The organism is Stutzerimonas stutzeri, assembly GCF_024448935.1.
GTDB classification, from domain to species: Bacteria; Pseudomonadota; Gammaproteobacteria; order Pseudomonadales; family Pseudomonadaceae; genus Stutzerimonas; species Stutzerimonas stutzeri_AO.
In genome coordinates this window covers 12,941-36,945 of sequence record NZ_JAMOIE010000034.1, presented here as the reverse complement: position 1 = coordinate 36,945, position 24,005 = coordinate 12,941, and the positions used below count along the sequence as shown (strand labels likewise).

General features: G+C 63.4%; 19 protein-coding genes. 3 read left to right on the top strand and 16 right to left on the bottom strand.

The window, feature by feature from the left end; all coding sequences use genetic code 11:
* Nucleotides 1-41 precede the first annotated feature (41 nt).
* From pheA to mtnA, 4 genes are all read right to left on the bottom strand, one after another.
* A complete protein-coding gene (pheA, locus tag NA637_RS11710) occupies nt 42-1,139 on the bottom strand; it encodes a prephenate dehydratase (RefSeq protein WP_256072412.1) in 1,098 nt (365 codons plus the stop codon).
* Nucleotides 1,139-2,224 carry a 3-phosphoserine/phosphohydroxythreonine transaminase gene (gene serC, locus NA637_RS11705; RefSeq protein WP_256072411.1) on the bottom strand — a complete coding sequence of 362 codons (1,086 nt, stop codon included), beginning with the start codon at nt 2,222-2,224 and terminating at the stop codon, nt 1,139-1,141. The genes pheA and serC overlap by 1 nt, the downstream gene beginning before the upstream one ends.
* Before the next feature lie 138 nt (nt 2,225-2,362).
* Entirely contained in the window at nt 2,363-5,170 is a 2,808-nt protein-coding gene (gene gyrA, locus NA637_RS11700; protein WP_256072410.1) for a DNA gyrase subunit A, read from the bottom strand.
* Between the two features lie 206 nt (nt 5,171-5,376).
* A complete protein-coding gene (gene mtnA, locus NA637_RS11695) occupies nt 5,377-6,453 on the bottom strand; it encodes an S-methyl-5-thioribose-1-phosphate isomerase (protein WP_256072409.1) in 1,077 nt (358 codons plus the stop codon).
* A 476-nt stretch (nt 6,454-6,929) separates the two neighbouring features.
* Between mtnA and imuA the strand changes: the two genes are divergently transcribed.
* Genes imuA through NA637_RS11680 form a run of 3 tightly spaced genes read left to right on the top strand, consistent with a single transcriptional unit; the run spans nt 6,930 to nt 12,036 of the window.
* Nucleotides 6,930-7,547, top strand: coding sequence for a translesion DNA synthesis-associated protein ImuA (gene imuA, locus NA637_RS11690; RefSeq protein WP_256072408.1), 618 nt, complete (start codon nt 6,930-6,932; stop codon nt 7,545-7,547).
* Between the two features lie 2 nt (nt 7,548-7,549).
* Entirely contained in the window at nt 7,550-8,962 is a 1,413-nt protein-coding gene (locus NA637_RS11685) for a Y-family DNA polymerase (protein WP_256072407.1), read from the top strand.
* Nucleotides 8,962-12,036: an error-prone DNA polymerase gene (locus NA637_RS11680; protein ID WP_256072406.1), complete on the top strand. Its 3,075-nt coding sequence runs from the start codon at nt 8,962-8,964 to the stop codon at nt 12,034-12,036. The genes NA637_RS11685 and NA637_RS11680 overlap by 1 nt, the downstream gene beginning before the upstream one ends.
* 27 nt (nt 12,037-12,063) lie before the next feature.
* Here NA637_RS11680 and NA637_RS11675 read toward each other — a convergent pair whose 3' ends face one another.
* Genes NA637_RS11675 through NA637_RS11620 form a run of 12 tightly spaced genes read right to left on the bottom strand, consistent with a single transcriptional unit; the run spans nt 12,064 to nt 23,885 of the window.
* Entirely contained in the window at nt 12,064-12,324 is a 261-nt protein-coding gene (locus tag NA637_RS11675) for a hypothetical protein (RefSeq protein ID WP_256072405.1), read from the bottom strand.
* Nucleotides 12,321-12,968 (bottom strand): cytochrome c oxidase subunit 3, encoded by a 648-nt coding sequence (locus tag NA637_RS11670; protein WP_256072404.1) that lies wholly within the window; start codon nt 12,966-12,968, stop codon nt 12,321-12,323. Before NA637_RS11670 ends, NA637_RS11675 begins: the two co-directional genes overlap by 4 nt.
* Nucleotides 12,955-14,580, bottom strand: coding sequence for a cytochrome c oxidase subunit I (locus NA637_RS11665; protein ID WP_256072403.1), 1,626 nt, complete (start codon nt 14,578-14,580; stop codon nt 12,955-12,957). Before NA637_RS11665 ends, NA637_RS11670 begins: the two co-directional genes overlap by 14 nt.
* Nucleotides 14,577-15,602 (bottom strand): cytochrome c oxidase subunit II, encoded by a 1,026-nt coding sequence (gene coxB, locus NA637_RS11660; protein WP_256072402.1) that lies wholly within the window; start codon nt 15,600-15,602, stop codon nt 14,577-14,579. Before coxB ends, NA637_RS11665 begins: the two co-directional genes overlap by 4 nt.
* Nucleotides 15,592-16,404, bottom strand: coding sequence for an SCO family protein (locus tag NA637_RS11655; RefSeq protein ID WP_256072401.1), 813 nt, complete (start codon nt 16,402-16,404; stop codon nt 15,592-15,594). The genes coxB and NA637_RS11655 overlap by 11 nt, the downstream gene beginning before the upstream one ends.
* The gene (locus tag NA637_RS11650; RefSeq protein WP_256072400.1) at nt 16,401-16,835 is read right to left on the bottom strand and encodes a hypothetical protein; all 435 of its coding nucleotides are present in this window, start codon (nt 16,833-16,835) and stop codon (nt 16,401-16,403) included. Before NA637_RS11650 ends, NA637_RS11655 begins: the two co-directional genes overlap by 4 nt.
* Nucleotides 16,832-17,842: a hypothetical protein gene (locus NA637_RS11645; protein WP_256072399.1), complete on the bottom strand. Its 1,011-nt coding sequence runs from the start codon at nt 17,840-17,842 to the stop codon at nt 16,832-16,834. Before NA637_RS11645 ends, NA637_RS11650 begins: the two co-directional genes overlap by 4 nt.
* Nucleotides 17,839-18,360 carry a c-type cytochrome gene (locus NA637_RS11640; protein WP_256072398.1) on the bottom strand — a complete coding sequence of 174 codons (522 nt, stop codon included), beginning with the start codon at nt 18,358-18,360 and terminating at the stop codon, nt 17,839-17,841. The genes NA637_RS11645 and NA637_RS11640 overlap by 4 nt, the downstream gene beginning before the upstream one ends.
* The gene (locus tag NA637_RS11635) at nt 18,360-18,887 is read right to left on the bottom strand and encodes a quinol:electron acceptor oxidoreductase subunit ActD (protein WP_256072397.1); all 528 of its coding nucleotides are present in this window, start codon (nt 18,885-18,887) and stop codon (nt 18,360-18,362) included. The genes NA637_RS11640 and NA637_RS11635 overlap by 1 nt, the downstream gene beginning before the upstream one ends.
* The gene (gene nrfD / locus NA637_RS11630; protein ID WP_256072396.1) at nt 18,880-20,268 is read right to left on the bottom strand and encodes an NrfD/PsrC family molybdoenzyme membrane anchor subunit; all 1,389 of its coding nucleotides are present in this window, start codon (nt 20,266-20,268) and stop codon (nt 18,880-18,882) included. The genes NA637_RS11635 and nrfD overlap by 8 nt, the downstream gene beginning before the upstream one ends.
* Entirely contained in the window at nt 20,265-23,225 is a 2,961-nt protein-coding gene (locus NA637_RS11625) for a TAT-variant-translocated molybdopterin oxidoreductase (RefSeq protein WP_256072395.1), read from the bottom strand. Before NA637_RS11625 ends, nrfD begins: the two co-directional genes overlap by 4 nt.
* Before the next feature lie 3 nt (nt 23,226-23,228).
* On the bottom strand, nt 23,229-23,885 hold the full coding sequence (locus tag NA637_RS11620; RefSeq protein ID WP_256072394.1) for an ammonia-forming cytochrome c nitrite reductase subunit c552: 657 nt from the start codon (nt 23,883-23,885) through the stop codon (nt 23,229-23,231).
* Between the last annotated feature and the right edge of the window lie 120 nt (nt 23,886-24,005).

The following is a 24,005-nucleotide window of genomic DNA, read 5'->3' as shown; positions in this document are numbered from 1 at the left end:
GCCAGTGCTTGTGGCTCGTAGCTTGTCGCTTGCGGCTGTTTTTAAAGTACCGCCTTGGGATACGAGCCCAGCACCTTCAGTGCCACCGCTTCGCGGCCAATTTTTTCCAACACGTCCTTGATCAGCGGATCCTGATGGTGGCCGATGCAGTCGATGAAGAACACGTAGGTCCATTTACCGCTTCGCGACGGCCGCGTTTCGATCCGCGTGAGATCGATGCCATTGGAGTGAAACGGCATCAATAACTCGTGCAGTGCGCCCGGCTTGTTGCGCATGGAGACGATGATCGAGGTCTTGTCATCACCGGTAGGCGGTACTTCCTGACTGCCAATGATAAGGAAACGCGTGGAATTGTCCGGCCGGTCCTCGATCTTCTCGGCGATCTTGCTCAGGCCGTACAACTGAGCCGCCATGTCACCGGCTATGGCTGCGGAATTCCACTCGCTTTTGACCCGCTTGGCAGCGTCGGCATTGCTGGAAACCGCCACGCGCTCGACGTTCGGGTAATGGGCATCGAGCCACTTGCGGCACTGCGCCAGCGACTGTGCATGGGAGTAGATACGAGTGATGCGATCCGTCTTGGTCGTTTCGCCCACCAGCAAGTGATGATGAATGCGCAACTCGACTTCGCCGCAGATGACGATGTCGTGTTCGAGGAAACTGTCGAGGGTATGGTTGACCGCGCCTTCGGTGGAGTTCTCCACCGGCACCACGCCGAAATTGACCGCGCCGGCGACCACTTCACGGAACACTTCGTCGATCGCGGCCATCGGTTTGCTGATCACCGCCTGGCCGAAATGCTTGAGCGCCGCGGCTTGGGAGAAGGTGCCCTCCGGCCCGAGGTAGGCAACCCGCAGCGGCTGTTCCAGCGCCAGGCAGGACGACATGATTTCGCGGAACAGACGCGCCATTTCCTCGTTGTCCAGCGGCCCCTTGTTCAACTCCATGATGTGCTTGAGCACCCATGCCTCCCGCTCGGGGCGATAGAACACCGCCTCCTCGCCCTCGGCCAGCGAGGCTGTCTTGACCCGAGCCACATCCTGAGCGCAGCGCGCCCGCTCGCTGATCAGCTCGAGGATCTTCTCGTCGAGACTGTCGATGCGGACACGCAGCGCCTTCAGCCGGTCGACATCGCTCATCAGCCGTGCTCCTTCTCGAACTCGCGCATGTAGTCGACCAGCGCCTCGACCGCATCCAGGCCGACTGCGTTGTAGATGGAAGCACGCATGCCGCCCACCGAACGGTGACCTTTGAGGTTGAGCAGGCCGCGCGCATCGGCACCGGCGAGGAATGTCTTGTCCAGCTGCTCGTCGGCGAGCCTGAACGGTACGTTCATCCAGGAACGGGCGTTGGTGGCGATCGGATTCGAGTAGAAATCGCTGGCGTCGATCACCCCGTAGAGCAAGTCCTTCTTCGCACGGTTGCGCTGTTCCATGATCTCGACGCCGCCCTGCTCCTTCAGCCACTCGAACACCAGGCCCGAAAGGTACCAGGAAAAAGTGGCAGGCGTGTTGTACATGGAGCCGTTGTCCGCTGCGACCTTGTAATCGAGCATGGTCGGGCAACTGGAGCGAGCGCGGCCGAGCAGATCGTCGCGAACGATCACTACCACCAATCCCGATGGGCCGATGTTCTTCTGCGCGCCGGCGTAAATCAGTCCGAAGCGGGATACGTCCAGTTTGCGAGAAAGAATGTCCGATGACATATCGACGACAAGCGGGGTATCGCCGACCTCGGGCACCCAGTCGAATTGCAAACCGCCAATGGTTTCGTTACTGGCGTAATGCAGGTATGCCGCATCCGCGCTGAGTTTCCACTCATTCTGGCCGGGGATCGCGAAATAGTCGTACGGCTTGGCACTCGCGGCCACGTTGACATGACCGAAGCGCTTGGCTTCTTCGATGCTCTTGCGCGACCAGATACCGGTATCGATGTAATCGGCGACCCCGTTCTCGGGGAGCAGATTCAGCGGGATCCCGGCGAATTGCTGACTGGCGCCACCCTGCAGGAACAGCACCTTGTAATTGGACGGGATACTCAACAGATCGCGCAAGTCCTGTTCGGCCTTCTCGGCAATCGCTGTGTACTCGTCACTGCGATGGCTCATTTCCATCACGGACAGGCCGCGTCCATGCCAGTCAAGGAGTTCAGCCTGGGCGCGTTGTAATACGGCCTCAGGGAGCGCGGCCGGGCCGGCGCAGAAATTGAACGCGCGTTTGCTCATCTTAGTTCTCTCAAAAACGGTCGATACCTTGCTCGCTCCATCCGAACCCGGGGCCCGCATGGGTGCTCGCCATTCCTTAATATGCAGAGAGGCATACAACGAAACGACGGCGAACCCAGAGGCTGCGCCGTCGTTTGATTAGCCCTCGTCGTCGGTGGGCACTACGTCTGGCGGAACGTCACCGCCGCCACCCAGCAAATCATCTTCGCTGGGCTCGGTGCTGACTACTGGCATTTCCTTGTCCAGCGCATCCTCATCGATTACCGCCTCGATGTCTTCCAGAACGTCTTCCTCAGAGGGTTCTTGTACCCGCTCGAGACCGACCAGGTGTTCATTCTTGCCGAGCTTGATCAGGGTGACGCCCTGGGTATTGCGTCCCAGCGACGACACTTCGTCGACACGGGTACGCACCAGGGTGCCCTGATCGGAAATCAGCATGATTTCCTCGCCTGGCTGCACCTGGACGGCACCCACCAGCGGCCCGTTACGCTCGTTCGAAACCATGGCAATCACGCCCTGGCCGCCACGGCCGCGACGCGGGAACTCAGCCAACAGGGTGCGCTTACCATAGCCGTTCAGGCTCGCCGTCAGGATCTGGGCATCCGGCTCGGGGATCAGCATCGAAATCAGGCGCTGCCCTTCAGGGAGGCGCATGCCGCGCACACCGCGGGCGGTACGACCCATGGTACGGACGTGCTTTTCCTTGAACCGGATAACCTTGCCGCCGTCGGAGAACAGCATCACCTCGCGCGCACCATCGGTTACGGCGGCTGCGATAAGGGTGTCACCCTCCTCCAGGCCCAGCGCGATCAGACCCACGCTACGAGGGCGGCTGAATTGCGACAGCGGCGTCTTCTTCACGGTGCCCTTCGCAGTCGCCATGAAGATGTAGGTACCAGTAGGCTCATCCACCGAGTCATCGGTCTCGTCACCCTCGATTGCCTCTTCGACATCATCGCTTTCGCTGATGATTTCCGCGTCCTCGATATCCTCGTCACCGTTCAGCTGTTGCTGACGTGCCGCCTCGATATCGACCTGCAGCATCGCGGTGATGTATTCGCCTTCGGTCAGCGGCAGCAGGTTGACCAGTGGCCGCCCGCGCGATGCGCGTGACGCCTCGGGAATCTCATAGGTCTTGAGCCAGTACACCTTGCCCTTGCTGGAGAACAGCAGCAGCGTGGTGTGGCTGTTGGCAACCAGCAGATGCTCGACGTAGTCCTCTTCCTTGACCCCGGTTGCGGCCTTGCCACGACCACCGCGACGCTGCGCCTGGTAGGCAGCCAGCGGCTGTGATTTGGCATAGCCACCGTGGGAGATGGTGACGACACGCTCTTCTTCGGTGATCAGGTCGGCCAGGGTCAGGTCCAGGCGCGCCTCGAGGATTTCGGTACGGCGCTTGTCGCCAAAGTCGCGCTTGACGCCTTCGAGCTCTTCGCGAATGACCTCCATCAGGCGCACCGGGTTGGTCAGGATGCGGATCAGCTCGCCAATCTGGGTCAGTATCTCCTGGTACTCGCTGAGCAGCTTTTCATGCTCAAGGCCAGTCAGGCGATGCAAGCGCAGGTCAAGAATCGCCTGCGCCTGTTCTGGTGACAGGTAATACTTGCCGTCGCGCAGACCGTACTGCGGATCGAGGTCTTCCGGGCGGCAGGAGTCGGCATCGGCGCGCTCGACCATCGATTCGACGGCGCTGGATTCCCAGGCTTCGGCAATCAGCGCTTCCTTGGCTTCGGCTGGTGTCGGTGAGGCCTTGATCAGCGCAATCACGGGATCGATGTTGGACAGCGCTACGGCCTGCCCCTCGAGAATATGTCCACGTTCACGCGCCTTGCGCAGCTCGTAAACGGTCCGACGAGTGACGACTTCGCGGCGATGACGAACGAAGGCTTCGAGCAGTTCCTTCAAGTTGAGCGTACGTGGCTGACCATCGATCAACGCCACCACGTTGATGCCGAACACGCTCTGCAGCTGGGTCTGGGCGTAGAGGTTGTTAAGAACGACCTCAGGCACCTCGCCGCGACGCAGTTCGATGACCACGCGCATGCCGTCCTTGTCGGACTCGTCGCGTAGCTCGGTGATGCCTTCGAGCTTCTTTTCCTTGACCAGCTCGGCAATCTTCTCGATCAGCCGTGCCTTGTTCAGCTGATAAGGCAGCTCGGTGATGACGATCTGCTGACGCCCACCGACCTTGTCGATGTCTTCGATGATCGAGCGGGCACGCATATAGATGCGCCCGCGACCCGTGCGGTAGGCCTCGACGATGCCGGCGCGACCGTTGATGATGCCCGCGGTTGGGAAGTCCGGCCCCGGGATGAACTGCATGAGCTCGTCGATGGTGATGTCGGCGTTTTCGATCAGTGCCAGGCAACCGTCGATGACTTCACTGAGGTTGTGCGGCGGGATATTGGTCGCCATGCCGACGGCAATACCGCTGGAACCATTGACCAGCAGGTTCGGAATCTTGGTCGGCATGACTGCCGGGATCTGCTCGGTGCCATCGTAGTTGGGCACCCAGTCAACGGTTTCCTTGTCCAGGTCCGCCAGCAGCTCGTGCGCCAGCTTGGCCATCCGCACTTCGGTGTATCGCATGGCGGCGGCATTATCGCCGTCCACCGAACCGAAGTTGCCCTGACCATCGACCAGCATGTAACGCAGCGAGAAAGGCTGCGCCATCCGCACGATGGTGTCGTAAACCGCCGAATCACCGTGGGGATGGTATTTACCGATCACGTCACCGACCACACGGGCGGATTTCTTGTACGGCTTGTTCCAGTCGTTGCCCAGCTCGCTCATGGCAAAAAGCACACGGCGATGCACAGGCTTCAATCCGTCGCGCGCATCCGGCAGCGCACGACCGACGATCACGCTCATGGCGTAGTCGAGGTAGGACTGCTTGAGTTCGTCTTCGATATTGACCGGGAGAATTTCTTTGGCCAGTTCGCCCATGGAAGCCTGGTTCCTTGTAGTCAGCAGGGTCCTGCGATTAAGCGCGGAATGGTATCACAAGGCGAAGAGCCGCTGGAGGCCTGAGGCCTGACGAAAAGAGAACACCGCAGCCGCATCAGTGGACTTGATCCGCACAGCGGACCGGGTGAATGCATCGCTCTGCCCTCCAGCTTTCCAGCCTGCAGCGCTTTGTTCGTCCTTTCGCTTTAATGCAGGCGCTTGCGGCTCATCAGCGCGGCGAGCTTGGCTGCATTGGGCCGTTCGACGATGCCTTTCTCCGTGACGATGGCATCGATCAGGTCGGCAGGGGTGACATCGAACAGCGGATTAAAGACGTCGACATCCGCCGCAAACCGCTGACCGTTGACCTCCAGCAACTCATGGCCGGCGCGCTCCTCTATGGGAATGTCATCACCTGATTCCAGCTCCATATCGATGGTCGAACTGGACGCCACCACCATGAACCGTACGCCATGGTGCATGGCCAGCACGGCAAGCTGATAGGTCCCGATATTGCTGGCGACATCACCGTTGGCGGTGATCCGATCGGCACCGACAATGACCCAGGTGATGCCGCGCGTCTTCATCAGGTGCGCCGCCGCCGAGTCGGCGTTCAGCATGACCGGCACGCCCTCGCCGGCCAGCTCCCAGGCCGCCAGCCGAGAGCCTTGCAACCAGGGACGGGTTTCATCGGCGTAGACGCACTCGACAAGCCCTTCCAGATGCGCGCCACGAATCACGCCAAGTGCAGTACCGAAGCCACCGGTCGCCAGTGCACCGGTATTGCAATGAGTCAGCAGGTTCTGCGGATTTCCCTGGTGCTTGCGGATCAGGTCGACACCGAGCTGCGCCATGGTCAGATTGGCTTCGCGATCACTTGCATGAATGGACGCCGCCTGGGCCTCGGCAGCGGTCAATGGATCTTCGCCAGGCTTCAAGCGGTCGAGGCGCTCACGCATCTGGTTCAGCGCCCAGCACAAATTGATGGCGGCCGGACGCGAGGCAGCCAGTATTTCGAAATCGGATTCGAGTGCCGCGCGCCAGCCCCCACCTTCGGCGAGTCGGGCTCTGAGCCCCATGGCCAGCCCGTATGCAGCACTGATGCCGATGACCGGCGCGCCATGCACGACCATCTCGCGGATCGCCGTAGCCACCGCTGCAGCAGAATCACAGGTATGCCACAGCTCTTCCAGTGGCAGTTTGCGCTGGTCAAGCAAACGCAGCTGTCCGCCCCGCCATTCGATGGCCTTTACCTTTTCCGCGGCCAACAAACGTTCGCGCATGGCATACCTCTTTTATTAGTAGCGGTCTGGCTGACAAGCGCATTCACGCCGAATCAAGGCCGACAAACGAAGAAGCCCGGTCGCTTTCAGGCCGGGCTTCTTCGCTTCAATAGATTGGGACGGCGAACCGAGTACTCGCCTTGCACCGTTTACCCGGCGCGAATCCTAATCGACTGATTTTGCCAGCACAAGCAAAGACGGATAGCGGCCATTGAGCGGACACGCTGCTCCAACCAGATCGCAGTGTCAGGCTACCTGGCCCGGTATTGCTTGCCGTCGGGTTGGTGTGCGCCTGGCGTGAGCGCAGGGCAGTGTCCATGGGCGCTGCGCCGGGCTTGACAGGGGCGCTGAACGCGCTGGTGTGGGCTGGACCATATGGACCCTGCGTCGATGACGTTCATCACATCGACTTGACCCGCGTCCGGGCAAAGCAGGATACTGGACATATATACAGTATTCCGGATTTGCTGTTCATCATGTCCTCCGTTGTCTCCCTTGATCGCCTGCTCGATGCACGCCGGCTATGGCGCGGCCAGCCAAGCATCGTCTCGACCAGTAACCAGCCCACCGGCCATCCCGCCCTGGACGCCGCCTTGCCCGGCGGGGGCTGGCCGGACTCGGCACTGAGCGAGCTGCTGATCGCCACCACCGGCATCGGCGAACTGCGTCTGCTCTGGCCCACCCTGGCACGGTTGACCAGTGCCGGCGAACGGGTCGTACTGGTCGCCCCGCCTCACCTGCCCTTCCCTCATGCCTGGCTCGCTGCCGGGGTCGACCTGCGCCAACTCAGCCTCGTTCAGGCGCACGGACGCGACGCCTTATGGGCGGCGGAACAGTGTTTGCGTTCAGGCAGTTGCGGTGCGGTGCTGTGTTGGCCACAGCAGGCCGATGACCGCGCCTTGCGTCGCCTGCAAGTGGCCGCCGAGACCGGGCAGACACTGGCCTTCGCCTATCGCTCTTTACGCGAAGCGGTAAACCCCTCGCCAGCGGCACTGCGCTTGGCAATCGAAGCTCAGCCGGCTCAGGTGCGTGTTCTCAAGTGCCGTGGGGGACTGGCGCCCGTCCAGCCGATTTCTGCAGTGGGATGGCAGTGAGCATGCTCTGGGCCTGCATCCTGCTGCCGCAACTGGCCATGGACGGTGTGCTGCGTAGCCGCCCCGATGCCGAAGCGCCACTGGCACTATTGAGCGGTACGCCGCAGCGCCGCGTGCTACAGGCGGTCAATCCGGCGGCGCGGGCGCTCGGGTTGAAGGCGGGGCAATCATGGGTTGCCGCCCAGGCGCTGACCCGAGGATTCGAGACGGCCGAATACGACCTGGCTTCGATCGAACGCTGGCAGCAGTTCCTCGCCGCCTGGGCTTACGGCTTCAGTTCGCAGGTCAGTCTGCACTACCCGCGCTGCCTGCTTCTGGAAGTGCAGTCCAGCCTCGGCCTGTTCGGCCCCTGGCCTCGTCTCGAGGCGCGCCTGCGCGCCGAGCTGAGCGCACTGGGCTTCGGACATCGTATAACCCTGGCACCCAATCCGGCCGCCGCGCGGGTACTGGCCAACGTGCATGACGGCTTGGCCGTGACGGACACCCAGACGCTGCATCAGGTACTGGATGACCTGCCGGTAGATCGCCTCGGCTTGCCACGTGATGTGTCCAACGCCCTGGCGCGCATGGGCTTGCGCACCTTCAAGCAACTGCTGGCGCTGCCTCGGAACGGTCTGGCAAAGCGCTTTCCGGCAGAATCGCTGAGACACCTCGACACCCTGCTGGAGCATCGCCCGCTGGCTCTGAGCTTCTACCGACCGCCCGACCGCTTCGATGCGCGTATCGAGCTGAACTTCGAAGTCGAGTCGCACCAGGCCCTGCTTTTCCCGCTGCGCCGTCTGACGGCCGACCTCGCCGCTTACCTGGCAGGCCGCGACAGCGGGGTCCAACGTTTCACCTTGCATCTGGAGCACCGCAACCTCCCCGAGAGCCAGCTGGCGATCGGCCTGCTCAGTGCCGAGCGCGACCCGGCCAGGCTGTTCGAGCTGACCCGCGGCCGCCTGGAGCATCTGCAGCTTCCAGCAGCGGTGCTGGCCATACGGCTGCTCGCGGACCAGCTGCCCGCCTTCGTCCCCGAGCATCGCGAGCTTTTCGATGAGCGACCGCAACAGTCATTGCCCTGGGAGCAATTGCGCGAGCGGTTGCGAGCCCGCCTGGGTGACGATGCCGTGCAGGGGCTGGCTGCTCGCGCCGACCATCGCCCGGAATGCGCCTGGCGACCGCAGCAGGCCGCCCACCTTGAGCCGCCATCGACCACAGCACCCCGCCCCGGCTGGCTGCTGAGCGAAACCAAACCGCTGCATGAAGCCTCGCTGCGCATCCTCGGGGGTCCCGAGCGTATCGAATCGGGCTGGTGGGACGGGGGCGACGTGCGCCGCGACTATTACCTGGTGGAAACCCGCACGGGCCAACGCGGCTGGGCCTTTCGCTCAGTCACCGGAGGGCCGCTGATGTTGCACGGCTGGTTCGCCTGATGGCCGACTACGCCGAGCTGCACTGCCTCTCCAACTTCAGTTTTCAACGGGGCGCCTCCAGCGCCAAAGAGTTGTTCGAGCGCGCCGCACTGCAGGGTTATCGGGCCCTGGCAATTACCGATGAATGCACCCTGGCCGGCATCGTCCGCGCCTGGCAGGCATCCAGGGAAACAGGCCTGCCGCTGGTTGTCGGCAGCGAAATGCAGATCGAGAACGGCCCGAAGCTGCTCATGCTGGTCGAAAACCTGTTGGGGTATCAGCGCTTGTGCCGGCTGATTACCTGCGCCAGACGTCGCGCCGAGAAAGGCCAGTACCAACTGCTGGCCGATGACCTGAGCGAGCCCTTGGATGGGCTGTTGGCCATCTGGATCACTTCCCACCCCGATGCTGACGCGGAAGGTCTCTGGCTGCGCGAACGCTTTCCAGCACGCCTCTGGCTGGGCCTCGAACTGCATCGCGGGCCGGATGATGAAACACACCGGTGCCAGTTGCAGGCACTGGCCAAGCGCGTGGGCATACCCGCGGTGGCCTGTGGCGATGTGCATATGCATGCCCGTGGCCGGCGCGCCCTGCAGGATTGCATGACCGCGATCCGCCGTCACCTGCCTGTAGCCGAGGCCGGGCGTCACCTGTTCCCCAACGGTGAACGCCACCTGCGCCGGCGCGAGGAACTGGCCCAGCTGTATCCGCCCGAGCTGCTTGCCGAGACATTGCGGATCGCCGAGCGCTGCCAGTTCAACCTCAAAGAGCTGAAGTATCAGTACCCGCACGAGCTGGTACCCGCTGGCCACAATGCCAGCTCCTGGTTGCGCAAACTGGTCGAAGACGGCATGCGATGGCGCTGGCCGGCAGGCGTAACGGACAAATCGCGTGCGCTGGTCGAACATGAACTGCAGCTGATCACCGAACTGCATTACGAAAGCTACTTTCTCACCGTTCACGACATCGTCCGTTTCGCCCGCGAACGCCACATTCTGTGTCAGGGTCGCGGTTCGGCAGCCAACTCGACGGTGTGTTTCGTGCTGGGCATCACCGAACTCGACCCCTCGCACAGCCGGCTGTTGTTCGAGCGTTTCCTCTCGCGCGAGCGCAACGAGCCGCCGGACATCGATGTCGACTTCGAGCACGAACGCCGCGAAGAAGTGATCCAGTATGTATTTCGTCGCTACGGCCGCAATCGCGCCGCACTGACGGCGGTAGCCAGCTCCTACCGTGCCACTGGCGCAGTGCGAGACGTAGCCAAGGCGCTTGGCCTGCCGCCGGATCAGATCAACGCCCTGGCCGAATGCTGCGGGCGCTGGAGTGAGCACGTACCCGATGACGCCCGACTTCAGGAAGCCGGCTTCGACCCCAGCAGCCCGGTATTGCGCCGGGTAATGGTGCTGACCAATGAATTGATCGGCTTTCCTCGCCACCTTTCACAGCATCCGGGCGGGTTCGTCATTTCCGAGTATCCGTTGGATACCCTGGTGCCGGTCGAGAACGCCAGCATGGCCGACCGTACCGTGATCCAGTGGGACAAGGACGATCTCGATGTGGTCGGCCTGCTCAAGGTCGATATACTGGCGCTCGGCATGCTGACTGCGCTGCGCCGCTGTTTCGATCTGGTTGCCCGTTACCGCGGCACGCAGTGGACCCTTGCCACACTGCCCAAGGAAGACCGCCCGACCTACGAGATGATCAGCCGCGCCGACACCGTGGGCGTTTTCCAGATCGAATCGCGCGCGCAAATGGCCATGCTGCCGCGGCTGCGTCCTCAGACGTTCTACGATCTGGTGATTCAGGTCGCCATCGTGCGCCCCGGGCCGATTCAGGGCGACATGGTTCACCCCTACCTGCGCCGGCGCAATAAAGAAGAACCGGTGGAGTACCCCTCCGATGAATTGAAACCCGTATTCGAGCGCACCCTTGGCGTGCCCCTGTTTCAGGAGCAGGTGATGGAGCTGGCAATCGTCGCCGCCCAATACACCGCCGACGAAGCCGACAAGTTGCGCCGCGCCATGGCCGCCTGGAAGCGACATGGCAGCCTCGAGCCGCACCGCGTGAGACTGAGCGAACGCATGCTCGCCCGTGGCTACAGCGCAGAATTCGTTGCACGGATCTTCGAGCAGATCAAAGGCTTCAGCAGCTACGGCTTCCCCGAATCCCATGCGGCCAGCTTCGCCCTGCTCACCTATGCCAGCTGCTGGCTCAAATGTCATGAACCAGCCGCCTTCGCCTGCGCCCTGATCAACAGCTGGCCGATGGGCTTCTACAATCCCGATCAGATTCTCCAGGACGCCCGTCGCCATCAACTCGAGATCCGCCCACTGGACGTTCGTCACAGCGGCTGGGATTGCAGTCTCGAGCCGACCGACACCCCTCAGCCGGCAATCCGTCTGGGGCTGCGCCTGGTACGAGGCTTTCGCCAGGAGGATGCCCGTCGAATCGAGGCGGCACGTCAGCAGCAAGCCTTTGTCGGTATCGATGACCTGTGCCTGCGAGCCCGACTGGATGCCCGTGCGCGGGAACAGCTGGCCGACGCCGGGGCGCTGAAAGGGCTTGTCGGGCATCGTCATCAGGCTCGCTGGGCGGTGGCCGGATTCGAGCCGCAGCTGCCGTTGTTCGCTGAACAGCTTGCGACCCCGGAGGCAGCGGTGCCTCTGCCCTTGCCCTCGGTCGGTGAAGAGTTGATGACCGATTACGCCACCCTGGGCACCACGCTTGGCCCACACCCGTTGGCCTTGCTGCGTGACCAGCTGCGGAGCCGACGTTGCCGCAGTTCGCGCGAACTGGTCGAAGTCGAACATGGTCGGCTGGTCAGCGTGGCCGGTCTGGTTATTGGTCGCCAACGCCCGCAGACCGCCAGCGGCGTCATCTTCGTCACCCTTGAAGACGAGTTCGGCATGATCAACGTGGTGGTCTGGCACGACCTGGCCGAGCGGCAGCGACGGGTATTGATACAGTCCCGAATGCTTCGAATCGATGGGCATCTTGAATCGGCAAACGGCGTGCGTCACGTCATCGCCGGACGCCTGAGCGACCTCACCCCGATGCTGACCGGCCTCGACGTGCGCAGCCGGGATTTTCAATGACCCCGAGTATCACCATCGATCAGCAGACTAGCCCCCGCGCGTCAGCAGATCGGCCAGCGAAAGGGTGAACATGAACACCAGCCAGAAGCCTGCGCCCAAGGCGAAGAAGCGAACCAGCGGGGAATGCGCACCCAGCTGGGCCAGGCCGAACAGCACCAACAGCGCCTGCCCCGCCGCACCGATCAACGCGACCATCGCCCATTGTGGGAACTGGATGGCTATCGTGGCGCTGAGCGCCAGTAATGCCAGCAGCCCGGCATAGACCAGCACCAGCCTGCCCGCCTTCATGCTGCCCTCCCGACCAGATACAGCGACGGATACAGAAAAATCCAGATCACATCGACCATGTGCCAGTACAGGCCGACCATTTCCAGCGTGATCGCGCGCTCCGGCAGCTTCATGTGAGCGAAGTGAATGCGCCCGACCATGCCCAGCACGATCACCACCGCAAGCGTCACGTGTACCGCATGCAGCGCGGTGGCGAAGAAATAGATGTTCATGAACAGCCGCGCGGCGGGGTCCTTGAGCGGAGACTCGCGGCCCATGCCGGGCAGCAACCCTTCATGGTATTCCCAACCGTATTCGAAGAACTTCACCGCCAGGAACGCCAGACCGAAGAATGCGCTGAGCAACAGAAACTGCTGCACCCGACGGTCGTTACCCAAGCGCGAAGCCCGCACCATCAGGCTCATGCACAGGCTGCCGCTGAGCAGCAGCGCGCTGTTGAAACCCGCCAGAATCGAGTGCAGATGATGCACCGCTTCACTGACTGCAGCCGGGTGCTGCAGACGGTAGTAGTAGATGACCAGGAACAGTGCGCCGAACATCATGATTTCGGTGGCGAGGAACAGCCACATGCCCAGAAGGCTCGCTTCGCGCTGCTGGGCGGCAGTCTGGTATGGCTCGGCCAGGTACCCGTCACGATCGGCCATGGGTTGCCTCGGGTGGGTAGTCGTACGCTTCGAAGTCGACGATCGGGGTCTCGGGAAAATTGTGCTTGGGCGGCGGCGACGAGGTGCGCCATTCAAGCCCGGCTGCGTCCCAGGGGTCGTCATCGGCCAGCGGCCCGTAGCGCAGCGACCAGAGCAGGTAACAGAACGGCATGACATAACCCACCGCCAGCACCCCGGCCCCGGCGGACGACAGCACATGGAGGAACTGAAAATCCTCCGGATAACTGTGGTAACGCCGCGGCATGCCGAGATAGCCGAGCAGGAACTGCGGGAAAAACGTCAGGTTGAAACCGCAGAAGATCATCACTGCCGCAATCTTTCCCCACAGCTGCGAGTACATCCGCCCGGTCATCTTCGGCCACCAGAAGTGCAGCGCGCCGAAGAACCCGGCCACCGCTGCGCCGACCATGATGTAGTGGAAGTGCGCGACCACGAAGTAGGTGTCGTGCACATGGACGTCCGCGGCCAGCAGCGCAAGGAAGAGCCCGGTAACGCCGCCGATGACAAACAGACCGATGAACGTCAGCGCATAAAGGAAGTGCGCGTCGATGGTCAGATTGCTTTTGTAGAGTGTGGCGGTCCAGTTGTAGACCTTGATCGCCGAGGGGATCGCCACCAGGAAGCTGAGCAGTGAAAAAACCATGCTGGCGTACATCGACTGCCCGGCGACGAACATGTGGTGGCCCCAGACCATGAAGCCGATCACCGCGATGGCCAGGCTGGAATAGGCGACGAACGAATAGCCGAAAATGCGCTTGTGCGCCGCGGCCGTGATCAACTCGCTCATCACGCCCATCGCCGGCAGAATCATGATGTACACCGCCGGATGGCTGTAGAACCAGAACAGGTGCTGAAACAGCAACGGGTCGCCGCCCAGGTTGGGGTCGAACACGCCGATGCCGAACAGGTACTCCGCCGCCACCAGCAGCAGCGTGATGGCCAGCACCGGCGTAGCCAGCACCAGGATCACTGACGTTGCGTACAGCGACCAGCAGAACAGCGGCATGCGGAACCAGGTCATGCCCGGCGCCCGCAGCGTATGAATGGTGACGATGATGTTCAGCCCCGTCAGGATCGACGAGAAGCCGACGATGAACACCCCAAGAATCACCGCCACCACATGCCCATTGCTGAACATCGTCGACAACGGCGTGTAGAAGGTCCAGCCGGTATCGACCCCTCCGGCCAGCAGCGCATACAGCGTGAAGAGGCCGCCACCCACCAGCAGGTACCAGCTGAACAGGTTGAGCTTGGGGAAGGCCATGTCCTTGGCGCCGATCATGATCGGAATGAGGAAATTGCCGAAGACCGCCGGGATCGACGGAATCAGGAAGAACCACACCATGACCACGCCGTGCAGGGTGAAGGTGCGGTTGTAGCCGTCCGCGCTCAACAGGTCGCCATCGGGTGTCACCAGCTCGATGCGCACCAGAGCGGCAGCCAGGCTACCGAGAAAGAAGAACGCCGTGACACCGATCAGGTAGAGGATCGCGATGCGCTTGTGGTCCGTGGTCAGCAGCCAGGTGCGCAAGCCATGCTCGTCGGCAAGGTAACTGGGCGCGCGGTCGGCGGCCGGATTCTTCTGGCTCAAGGTATCGTCTCCTCTGGCGTCGGGCTGCGCGGTCCGTCGGCATGCGGTTCGCCCTGCCCGCGCTCTTCAACCTTGCCGGGGGCCTGGCCGACCTTACCCAGCGACTGGATGTAGGCGGTCAGGCGCAGCACGCCCTCTTCATCAATGACGTTGGCGAAGCTCGGCATGATCGATTCGTAGCCGGCTACGACCTGCTTGTGCGGCAGCAGGATGCTGTCGCGGATATAGGCCTGATCGGCCACGACAAAACTGCCGTCTTCCAATGCCACCCGACGGCCAGAGAGCCCCTCGAGTTGCGGCGCCTTGGCCACGGCGGCCGGGCCATGACAACCGCTACACCCGAACTGGCGAAACAGCACCTCGCCCTGCTCGGCCAGGGACTCACTGGCCCCGGCTTGTGACAGCCAGCGCTCGTATTCCTGCGGTGGTTGCACGACCAGCGTGGCGAGCATCTTCGAATGGTCGGTGCCGCAGTATTCGGCACAGAACACCTCGTAGCGCCCGGTTTCGGTGGCGTTGAACCACAGCTGCGTATAGCGCCCGGGCAACAGATCCTGCTTGATGCGCAGGGCCGGGAAATAGAGGCTGTGAATGGCGTCTTGAGAGATCATGTTCAGCCGTACCGGGCGCCCTACCGGCACGTGCAGGCTATTGATCTCGCGCTGGCCGCCGGGATGCTGGAATTTCCACATCCATTGCTTGGCAACCACCTGAATTTCCATCGCATCCACCGGCGGCGTGCGCACCTCGTAGTAGAGCTTCGCCGAGACCAGGTAGATGATCATCGAGGCGATGAAAGGCAGCACGATCCAGGTCATTTCGACCTTCATGCTGCCGCGCGGGCGGTGATCGCGAGGCACTTCAGTGCCCTTTCGATAACGTATCGCGAACACAATCGTGAGCACGAACACCGGGACGACGAAGATCGTCATCATGCCGGTGAACGACCAGATCAGCCAGTCGATGCTGCTCGCGTGCTCGGAGGCGGTTTGCGGCCACAGGCGCAAAAAGTCATCGTTCATCGCCGCCCTCCCGCTTGCGTCGCTCGCGCCACAGCGACAGCCCGATGAAACCCAGCAGTGCCAACGCCGTGCCGGTGCCACCCACCTGCAGCGCACCGATGACCCAGTTGTCGTAACCGCCGGTCCGCGGGTTGTAGTGGTAACAGAGCAGCAGTAACTGATCGCTGAAATCGCCGATCCGCCCTTCGCCGGCATCGGTCAGGGCCAGCCGCAGATCGTTGGGCTGATAACCGAGCCCGTACAGCCACTGCACCAGCTTGCCGGACGGGCTCAGCGTGGCGATGGCCGAGGCATGCGCGTATTCCTGAATCCCGGCATCCCAGCGGTAACGAAAACCCAGCGCATCGCTGACCCGGCGACTCGCCGATTCTGGCCCCGTGAGCAGGTGCACCGCCTGGGAACCGGCCAGCGCTGGCCAGCGTCGGACCAGCTTGTCGCGCTCGGCGCGGGCATCGGCTGGTGTCTCGTGCGGATTGAAGCTATAGGCGATCACCACATAATCCTTGCCGAGTTCGAAGGGCACCGCGCCGAGCAGGTTGAACAGGCTCGCCAACTGCGACCCGCACACGTTTGGGCAGCGAAAATAGACCGGTACCAGCACTGCTGGCCGGCCATCGAGCAGTTCAGCAAGGCTGACCGATTCGCCACTGTCGTCAATGAACCGCGCATCCAGCGGCACCTGCGCACCGGGCCGCGAATCGATGCCGGCGGCGGCGAAAGGATCGAACGGCTCGGCGGCGCGCACGGCGGCTGCCAGCACGAACGACAGGGTCGCGGCGAGGATCAGCAGCAGGCGACTCATCGGGGTTCCGCCCTTTGTTTGGCCTGTTGCAGGCGCACAGCCTGTTCACCGCTGGCCTCAACCGGCGCCGGCCAACCGCGTTCGAGCAACAGCACTCGAGCCCGCTGCAGCGGAATGCGCGCGACGCCAGCCTCACGATCGACCCATGCATAGCGGCTCAACCGCTGTTGGGCCTCGTGGATCACCTCTTGGCCATTGCCTAGTGCACGGGTTTCCAACCGCGGCTCCGGCGGAATGATCCTGTCGCGTTCCAGCCCCGACACCGGCGGTTCCGGTGTCGCGTGGTAATAGCCGAGCAACAGACCAACAGCAGCCAGCGATACCGCCAGGGCGATGACCAGGCCGAAGCCAATCATCAGCAATACCCTGACCTTGGCGTCGTGGTGCTCGAAGCCGTCTTCCTTCGAGCGCGGATCGACCGGCACGCTCATGCGGACCTCCTCGGCAGGATCAACAGGGTCATCATCCCCGCGCCCACGGCCACCGCGGCGAACAGCGCCATCGTGCTCGCCAGCCCACTCAAGCCTGACAAGCTGGCCATACTCAGCCAGGCGCCTTCAGCCAGGCCCAGCAGCAGCGTGCCGCCAGCCAGTATCGCCAGCGGTACCCGACGCCCTGAGAACGGCCACCAGGTCGCGACGAAGACCAGGCTCTGCAGCGCCACCAGCCAGGTCAGCAACGGCCAATCGCGGGCACGAATCTCATACCAGCGAACCTCCTCGGGCAGGTTGCCGTACCAGACGATCAGGTACTGCATGAAGTGCAGATAGATCCAGGCCAGCGCCGCGGCCGATAGCAAGCCACGCAGCACACCCGGGCGGGAGGCGCCGGCAAACAGGCTGAACAGGATGCAGGCAGCGATCCCGGACAGCATCAGCCGGCCCAGCCACAGCAGCCCGAAGATGCTGGACGCGAAGTGCGGCTCCATTGATTGCGCCCACTCAAAGGCCGCCAGCGACACACTCAGCACCACGGCGATCAGCCCCAACCCGGCCCCTGCAGGGTTGCACAGCGTCGTCGGCAACAGCCAGCGCGCCAGCGCCCACCACAGCCCCACATAGAGCAGCCCACGTATGACGAAACTGGGCCACCAGAGCCACAGCCCGCGAAAGCCGTCGCTGTACTGGTGCATCCACTCGTAAATCAGTCCGGCGCCAAGCAGCCCCGGCAACACCAGCACCAGCAGCGCAGGCATGGCCCGGCTGGCGACCAGCGTCCAGGGCCAAAGCTGATCGCGAACGCTGCCGCTGATCGGCGCCAAGGCAAGGCCCAATGTCAGCGCCCCGAGCGGAATTCCCGCCAACCCCAACAGGCTCGCCACACACGCGGCCAGGGTGTCGCGCGGCGCCAGCAGCAGCCCGACGCCAAGGCCGACACCGCCGATGGCCAACGCCGCCCAGGCGATGGTGCCTGGGCTCACGGATTTGATGGCGCTCATGGCAAAGCCTCCAGCGCGCGACGATCGGGCTCAGGGAGCTGGTTGACCTCGGCCGTGCGCGCCAACTGCAAGGCGCGTATGTGCGCAACGATTGCCCAGCGATCTGCTGGCCGTACCCGCGCGGCGTAGCTGTACATCACGCCGTAGCCATCGGCGATGACCTGCAGGAAATGGCGATCAGGTGCCTGCACCAGACGCGGCTCGGCAAAGTCAGGGGGTTGCGGAAAGCCGCGCCTGACCACCGTCCCCAGACCATCACCGGCCAAGCCGTGACAAGGCACGCAATTGATGCGGTAGCGCTCTTCCCCGCGCGCCAGCAGCTCTTCGGTCAACCGCGGACGTTCGGCCAGAACCGCCTCCCAGGACAGCTCGCCACGGGCCACCGTGCCTGACGGTGGCGCCTGGTTGACCTTGCCGTCCGGAAAAAACAGGCTGGACTCCTGGGCGTCGGCACGCGGCTGTTGGGCCATCTGATCGCAGCCGCTGAGCAGCACGATGAAAACGATCAGCCAACGCATCAGGCAGGCACCTTGCTGACCGACACGGCCCGCTCCGCCAGCCATATCGCGGTTTCCGTCTCGCTGAACAGCGGGTCGTCTGCGCGAATACAGAGCAGAAAGCGGTCGTCCGTGGCGCGCTGGAACGCCTCGGTTTCGAACAGCGGATGATGCAGCAGCGGCAGCCGGCACAGAAACAGCAGGCCGAACAGCGCACCCAGCGCGCCGCCGGTGATGGTCATCAGGAATGTAATGACGGCGAAGCCCTGCAAGGCGATCAGGGGCCGGCCGCCAATATCCAGCGGGTAACTCAGATTGGCGTATATCTGCATGCACAATCCCAGACCGCCACCGATCAGCGCACCGAGGATGCCGGCCCAGTAGGCGCGGTTGCTGCGCTGGCCGAGCAGCGGTTCCAGCTCCGGCAGCATGAACGGGCTGTAGGCCTCCAACCGTGTGTAGCCTGCCTCGCGCGCGGCGCGGGCTGCCTCGATCAGTGGCTCAGGATGGGCGAAATCGGCCAGAAATCCGTAACAGCGCTCAGTCATCGCCCCCTCCCCGATAGCGGTGCAAGGCCTCTTTGACTTCGAAGGTGGACACCATCGGCAGCAGCCGCATGAACAGGCTGAACGGCACGAGGAACAGCCCGAAGGTACCGATGAACAACGACCAGTCCCAGAACGTCGGGCTGTAGCCTTGCCAGGTGGCCGTCAGGTAATCGCGGGTGGCCGGCACGACGATCAGCATCCAGCGCTCGCACCACATGCCGATCAGGACGCCGACCGCAATCGCCAACAAGGCCTTGCCGTTGCGTCGCACCTGCGGCCACCAGAGCGCTTGCAGGCAGATCAGGTTGAAGAAGATCGCTGTCCACCAGCTCCAGGCCATCGGCCCGGTCAGGCGCGCCATGGCCACGGTGATCTCGTGTTCCTTGCCCGAATAGAAGGCAATGAAGATGTCCGCAAAATAGCCGTAGGCGGTCATCCAGCCGCTGGCGAGCAGCAGGATGCCGAGCACATCCAGATGCTTGACGGTAATCAGCAACTGCCAGCCGAAGAATCGCCGCAGCCCCAGCGCGATGACGATCACCAGCGCAAAACCGGAAAAGATCGCGCCGGCGACGAAGTACGGCGGGAACACCGTCGAGTGCCAGCCGGTTTCCGGCGACAGATCGAGCAGAAACGAATAGCCGCTGGACACCGCAAACACCAGCGGAATGGCCAGCAGCGCAATGAAACGGTAGGCCCGCCGCCAATGTGCCCAGTGCGAGGAAGCGCCCCGCCAGCCAAGCGCCAGCAGCCCGTAGAAGATCTTGTAGCGGCGCTTGCGGGCGTGATCGCGGGCCGAGGCGAAATCCGGAATCGCCCCGATGTAGATGAATATCAGCGAGACGAACAGGTAGCCAAGCACGGCAAAGAAGTCCCACGACGTCGGGCTCTTGAACTGCGGCCACAGCTCCATGGTGTTGGGGTACGGAGCGCTCCAGTAGAACAGCCAGGGCCGCCCCAGATGCAGGATCGGGTAGATGCCCGCGCACACCACCGCCATCAACGTCATCAACTCAGCCATGCGGTTGAGCGAGTTGCGCCACGGCCGGTTGAGCAGCAGCAGCATGGCCGAGATGAAGGTGCCGGCATGCCCGATGCCCAGCCACCACATGTAGTTGAGGATGGGCAAGCCCCAATTGACCAGGTTGTTGTTGCCATAGACGCCGACGCCCTGCCAGACCACCGCGCCCGCCGAGGCGACGAACAGCCCCAGCAGCAAACAGCCGAAGATGAACAGCGCCCACCAGGCGCGGCGATACGGAGCGAAGTCGACCGGAACGGTGAGCACCCGGTCCGAGACCTCGCCGAGCGGCATCTGCCTCGGCAAGAAGTGCGGTGTATCGGCGCCCTGGTAGCGCGGTTCGGCGCCGGCGGGGCTCATGGCTCGCCCTCGACGGTCTTCGGCCATTCAACCACGCCCAGGTAGGTGGTCTTGGGTCGCGTGCCCAGCTCCTCCAGCAGCGCATAGTGGCGCTTGGTATCGCGCCCTTCACGGACCCGAGCGCCCGGATCGGACAGATCGCCGAAGACGATCGCCTGGGTCGGGCAACTCTGCTGGCAAGCGGTCTGTACCTCGCCGTCGGCGACCGGACGGTCCTCGATCCGTGCAGCGATGCGCGCCTCGCTGATGCGCTGCACGCAGTAGGTGCACTTCTCCATGACGCCGCGCGAGCGCACCGTGACGTTGGGGTTGCGCTGATGCTGGATCGACGGCTCATCGTCGCCAGTCCAGTCGAACCAGTTGAAACGGCGCACCTTGTAGGGGCAATACGACGCACAAGTGCGGGTGCCGATGCAGCGGTTGTAGATCTGTTCGTTGAGCCCATCCGGCCCGTGCACCGTAGCGTTGACCGGGCAACCGACCTCGCAGGGTGCCTGCTCGCAGTGCATGCAGGGCACCGGCTGGAATGCCGATGACTCGGGTTCGGCTGGATCGCCCTTGTAATAGTGATCGACCCGCAGCCAATGCATGTTGCGGCCCATGGCGACCTGTTCCTTGCCGACCACCGGAATGTTGTTCTCGGCCTGGCAGGCGACGATGCAGGCGTTGCAGCCAATGCACTGATCGAGGTCGATGGTCATGCCCCACACCGGCTCGCCAGGCGGGGTCGGCGGGTAGAGGGTGTTCGCTTGCTCAAAGAGGTAAAGCGGCTCCGTCGGCACCTTGCGGTAGGCCTCATCACGCGGCTCGCTCTTGATGGTTTCCTTCCCATGCGGGATGTGATGCGACTGGGTGGTGGCCAGCGGCAGGAATTCGCCGGTTTTCTCCAACCTTGCGCCGCGACGCAGCCAGGGATCGCCGGCCGTGCGCAACGGTGCAAGGGCATAACCGAGACGGTCGGCCACACGCCCGGCGCGGGTGCGGCCGTAACCGGCGTAAAGACTGAGCGTGCGTTCGGCGTGGCCGGGCATGATCCAGGCCGGGCCAATCACCACGCGGCGACCGAGCGTGACCCGGACCAGATCACCATTCGACAGCCCCTGCTCTTCGGCCAGCTTTGGCGCCACGCCGATGACGTTGTCCCAGGTGAGCTTGGTGATCGGCTTGGGCAGTTCCTGCAGCCAGCCGAGGTTCGCCAGCCGTCCGTCCCACACACTCGGGTCCGGCAGAAAGCGCAGGGTCAGCCCCTCCTCGGGGGCCGGCTCGGCATCCCAGGGGACCGGCGCCGCCTCGATGGTCAGCGGAGGCAACGCGGTATGTTCGATAAAGCCACGCTCCAGAGCCTGTCGCCAGGCGCGCTCGTCGAGCGACTGCCAGGTCTTGCGCAGTTCAGCACGTCCATCCGGATCGAGATCGCCCTGCATCAGCGCCAGCACCTCGGACAAGGTGCGGCTGCTATAGAACCTGCGCACCAGTGGCTGACCGAGGCAGACGCTGCCATCGGCGGCGCGCGCGTCTTGCCAGCCATCGAGGTCGTGGGTCAGTGGCAGATGCCAGTGGCAGTAGGCCGCCGTTTCGTCGTAGTAGAGCCCGGCATGAATGCGCAGCGGAACCTCATCGAGCACCTTCTCCAGCTCGAGATCTGCCGGAGCGGTGTCGACGGGGTTGCATTCGAGCATCAGCAAGGCCTCGACTCGATCGTCGCGAATCGCCTCGACCAATCCCGGCAGGTCGCCCGGACGTTGGCCACCCGCCTCGAGCCAGACCACCGGCTCGCTGTACGTCAGCGTCTTGCCGACGTTGCCCAGCCGCTGGTTGAGCCGGTGAACAGCCGCCTGCACCGCCACTGGCGCGCGTTCGCCAGCGGTAATCAGACAGCGCCCGGCGCGGGCTTTCAGCTCACCAGCCACCGCCTCAATCCAGCGCTGACGTTCGACCGGCAGCGGCTGGGCCGGCCCGTCGCCCTCGCCCAACGCGGCCGACAACGCCTGCACGTACGCTTGCAGCGTCTCCGGCTCGATGCGTTTGCGCTCGCTGGCCTTGGCGCCGGTAAGCGTCGGCACCGATTCGACGACGAGCAGACGAGCTTCGCCTTCGCCCTGCGCCGCCAGGCGCTTGCGCTCGCCCCAGCGGACCGCATGGGGCAACTCACGCGGGCCGGCCCCCAGCCAGTCGTGTTCGAAACTCAACACCCATTCGGCCGCGTCGAAGCGATAGTGCGACTCGAGGGCACGGCCGAAGGTGCGCTCTGCCGTTCGATAATGGTCGCCCTCGAAGGGTTCGTGTCGATACAGCCTCGCCTCGGGCCAGCGCTGCAGCATTTCGCTGAACTGGCGCTGCAATGTCGGTGAGCTGGTGGCACCCATAAGCACGTGCAGGCCGCGACCAGCCTTCCCATCGAGCCGTTCGGCCAGGCGGCTGGCTTCGAGCTGGAAGCTGTCCCAGGTCGCAGCGACCCCCTTGAAGCGCGGCGCTTGCGAGCGATCAGGGTCATACAGTTGCAGGATGGCCGCCTGGATGGTGGCCGTGCTGGCACCCCGGCTGAGCGGATGATCGGGATTGCCTTCGAGTTTGGTCGGCCGGCCTACATGCGTGCGGCCAAGCACGGGCTGGGCATAGCCGGCGAAGGTCACCGTGGTCGCATACCACTGCGCTTCGCCGGGAATGATCTTTTCAGGCTGAACCACATAAGGCACGCCCTTCTCTGGCTCGCTGCAGCCGGCCAGCCCGGCCATGGCCATCGAGGCACCCATCACCTGCAGGAAGCGCCGACGGTCCATCTGCGGGGCAATCGATGGAAACTCGGCCTCGACGAATGCGGCAAATGCCGGTTCGTCGGCCAGTTGTTCGAGGCTGCGCCAGTACCCGGCCCCGCGCTCGCCTTCCAGACGCTCGCGAATCGCTGTCCAGTCAAGGGGCGCAGGGTGTCGTGGGTCGGTTTCGTCTCGAATATGCATGGCCTACCTATGGCATGTGTAGCAATGGGTCAGGTTGCCTTCGCCGATGTGATACTGGCGCATCAGCGCCTCGCCCAGCTCCCGGCGGTCGCCCTTGTATTGCCAGCTCATGTCAGTCACCGCTTCCCGTGGGCGCAGGCGCGGCGCAGGTTCCTGATGACAATCGAGACACCAGCTCATGGTGAATGGCTCCGCCTTGTGCATCAGCGGCATGCGGTCGACCGGCCCGTGGCATTCGGCACACCCCACGCCTGCGTTGACGTGCACCCCGTGGTGGAAGAACACGTAATCAGGCAACTCGGTCACGCGATTCCAGCGCAACGGCTCGCCCTGCACCAGGCTCTGACGAACCGGTGAGAGCATTTCCGCGCCGGTCCATATCTGTGAATGGCAGCTCATGCAGGTGTGGGTTGGCGGCAGCCCCGCCACCGGGCTGGTCTCGACATTGTCGTGGCAGTAGCGACAGTCGATCTGCAGCGCACCCGCGTGATGTTCATGGCTGAAAGGCACTGGTTGATGGACCGTCCAGCCCTGGTCGGTGACATAGGACGAGCGCGAGAGGATGACGAACGCGGCGAACACCCCGACAAGCCCTAATGACAAAAGGAGCAATGCCAGACGCAACCACATGTCGGCGGTGCGGGGGAAAAGTTGGGCCATGCGGGAAGACGCGTCCTGACTGTAGCCGTTTGTGACTGTATGTTTCTGGCCGCTCACAGCCGGATGAGTTCAATAGAGACGGCAAGCCATCGGTGCGGGCCAGGAGTCCACACAAATCGG

Bases quoted from the DNA above. Each gene is read 5' to 3' on its own strand.
- pheA (WP_256072412.1), bottom strand. From the start codon at position 1,139: ATGAGCGATGTCGACCGGCTGAAGGCGCTGCGTGTCCGCATCGACAGT.
- serC (WP_256072411.1), bottom strand. From the start codon at position 2,224: ATGAGCAAACGCGCGTTCAATTTCTGCGCCGGCCCGGCCGCGCTCCCT.
- gyrA (WP_256072410.1), bottom strand. From the start codon at position 5,170: ATGGGCGAACTGGCCAAAGAAATTCTCCCGGTCAATATCGAAGACGAA.
- mtnA (WP_256072409.1), bottom strand. From the start codon at position 6,453: ATGCGCGAACGTTTGTTGGCCGCGGAAAAGGTAAAGGCCATCGAATGG.
- imuA (WP_256072408.1), top strand. From the start codon at position 6,930: ATGTCCTCCGTTGTCTCCCTTGATCGCCTGCTCGATGCACGCCGGCTA.
- NA637_RS11685 (WP_256072407.1), top strand. From the start codon at position 7,550: ATGCTCTGGGCCTGCATCCTGCTGCCGCAACTGGCCATGGACGGTGTG.
- NA637_RS11680 (WP_256072406.1), top strand. From the start codon at position 8,962: ATGGCCGACTACGCCGAGCTGCACTGCCTCTCCAACTTCAGTTTTCAA.
- NA637_RS11675 (WP_256072405.1), bottom strand. From the start codon at position 12,324: ATGAAGGCGGGCAGGCTGGTGCTGGTCTATGCCGGGCTGCTGGCATTA.
- NA637_RS11670 (WP_256072404.1), bottom strand. From the start codon at position 12,968: ATGGCCGATCGTGACGGGTACCTGGCCGAGCCATACCAGACTGCCGCC.
- coxB (WP_256072402.1), bottom strand. From the start codon at position 15,602: ATGAACGATGACTTTTTGCGCCTGTGGCCGCAAACCGCCTCCGAGCAC.
- NA637_RS11655 (WP_256072401.1), bottom strand. From the start codon at position 16,404: ATGAGTCGCCTGCTGCTGATCCTCGCCGCGACCCTGTCGTTCGTGCTG.
- NA637_RS11650 (WP_256072400.1), bottom strand. From the start codon at position 16,835: ATGAGCGTGCCGGTCGATCCGCGCTCGAAGGAAGACGGCTTCGAGCAC.
- NA637_RS11645 (WP_256072399.1), bottom strand. From the start codon at position 17,842: ATGAGCGCCATCAAATCCGTGAGCCCAGGCACCATCGCCTGGGCGGCG.
- NA637_RS11640 (WP_256072398.1), bottom strand. From the start codon at position 18,360: ATGCGTTGGCTGATCGTTTTCATCGTGCTGCTCAGCGGCTGCGATCAG.
- NA637_RS11635 (WP_256072397.1), bottom strand. From the start codon at position 18,887: ATGACTGAGCGCTGTTACGGATTTCTGGCCGATTTCGCCCATCCTGAG.
- nrfD (WP_256072396.1), bottom strand. From the start codon at position 20,268: ATGAGCCCCGCCGGCGCCGAACCGCGCTACCAGGGCGCCGATACACCG.
- NA637_RS11625 (WP_256072395.1), bottom strand. From the start codon at position 23,225: ATGCATATTCGAGACGAAACCGACCCACGACACCCTGCGCCCCTTGAC.
- NA637_RS11620 (WP_256072394.1), bottom strand. From the start codon at position 23,885: ATGGCCCAACTTTTCCCCCGCACCGCCGACATGTGGTTGCGTCTGGCA.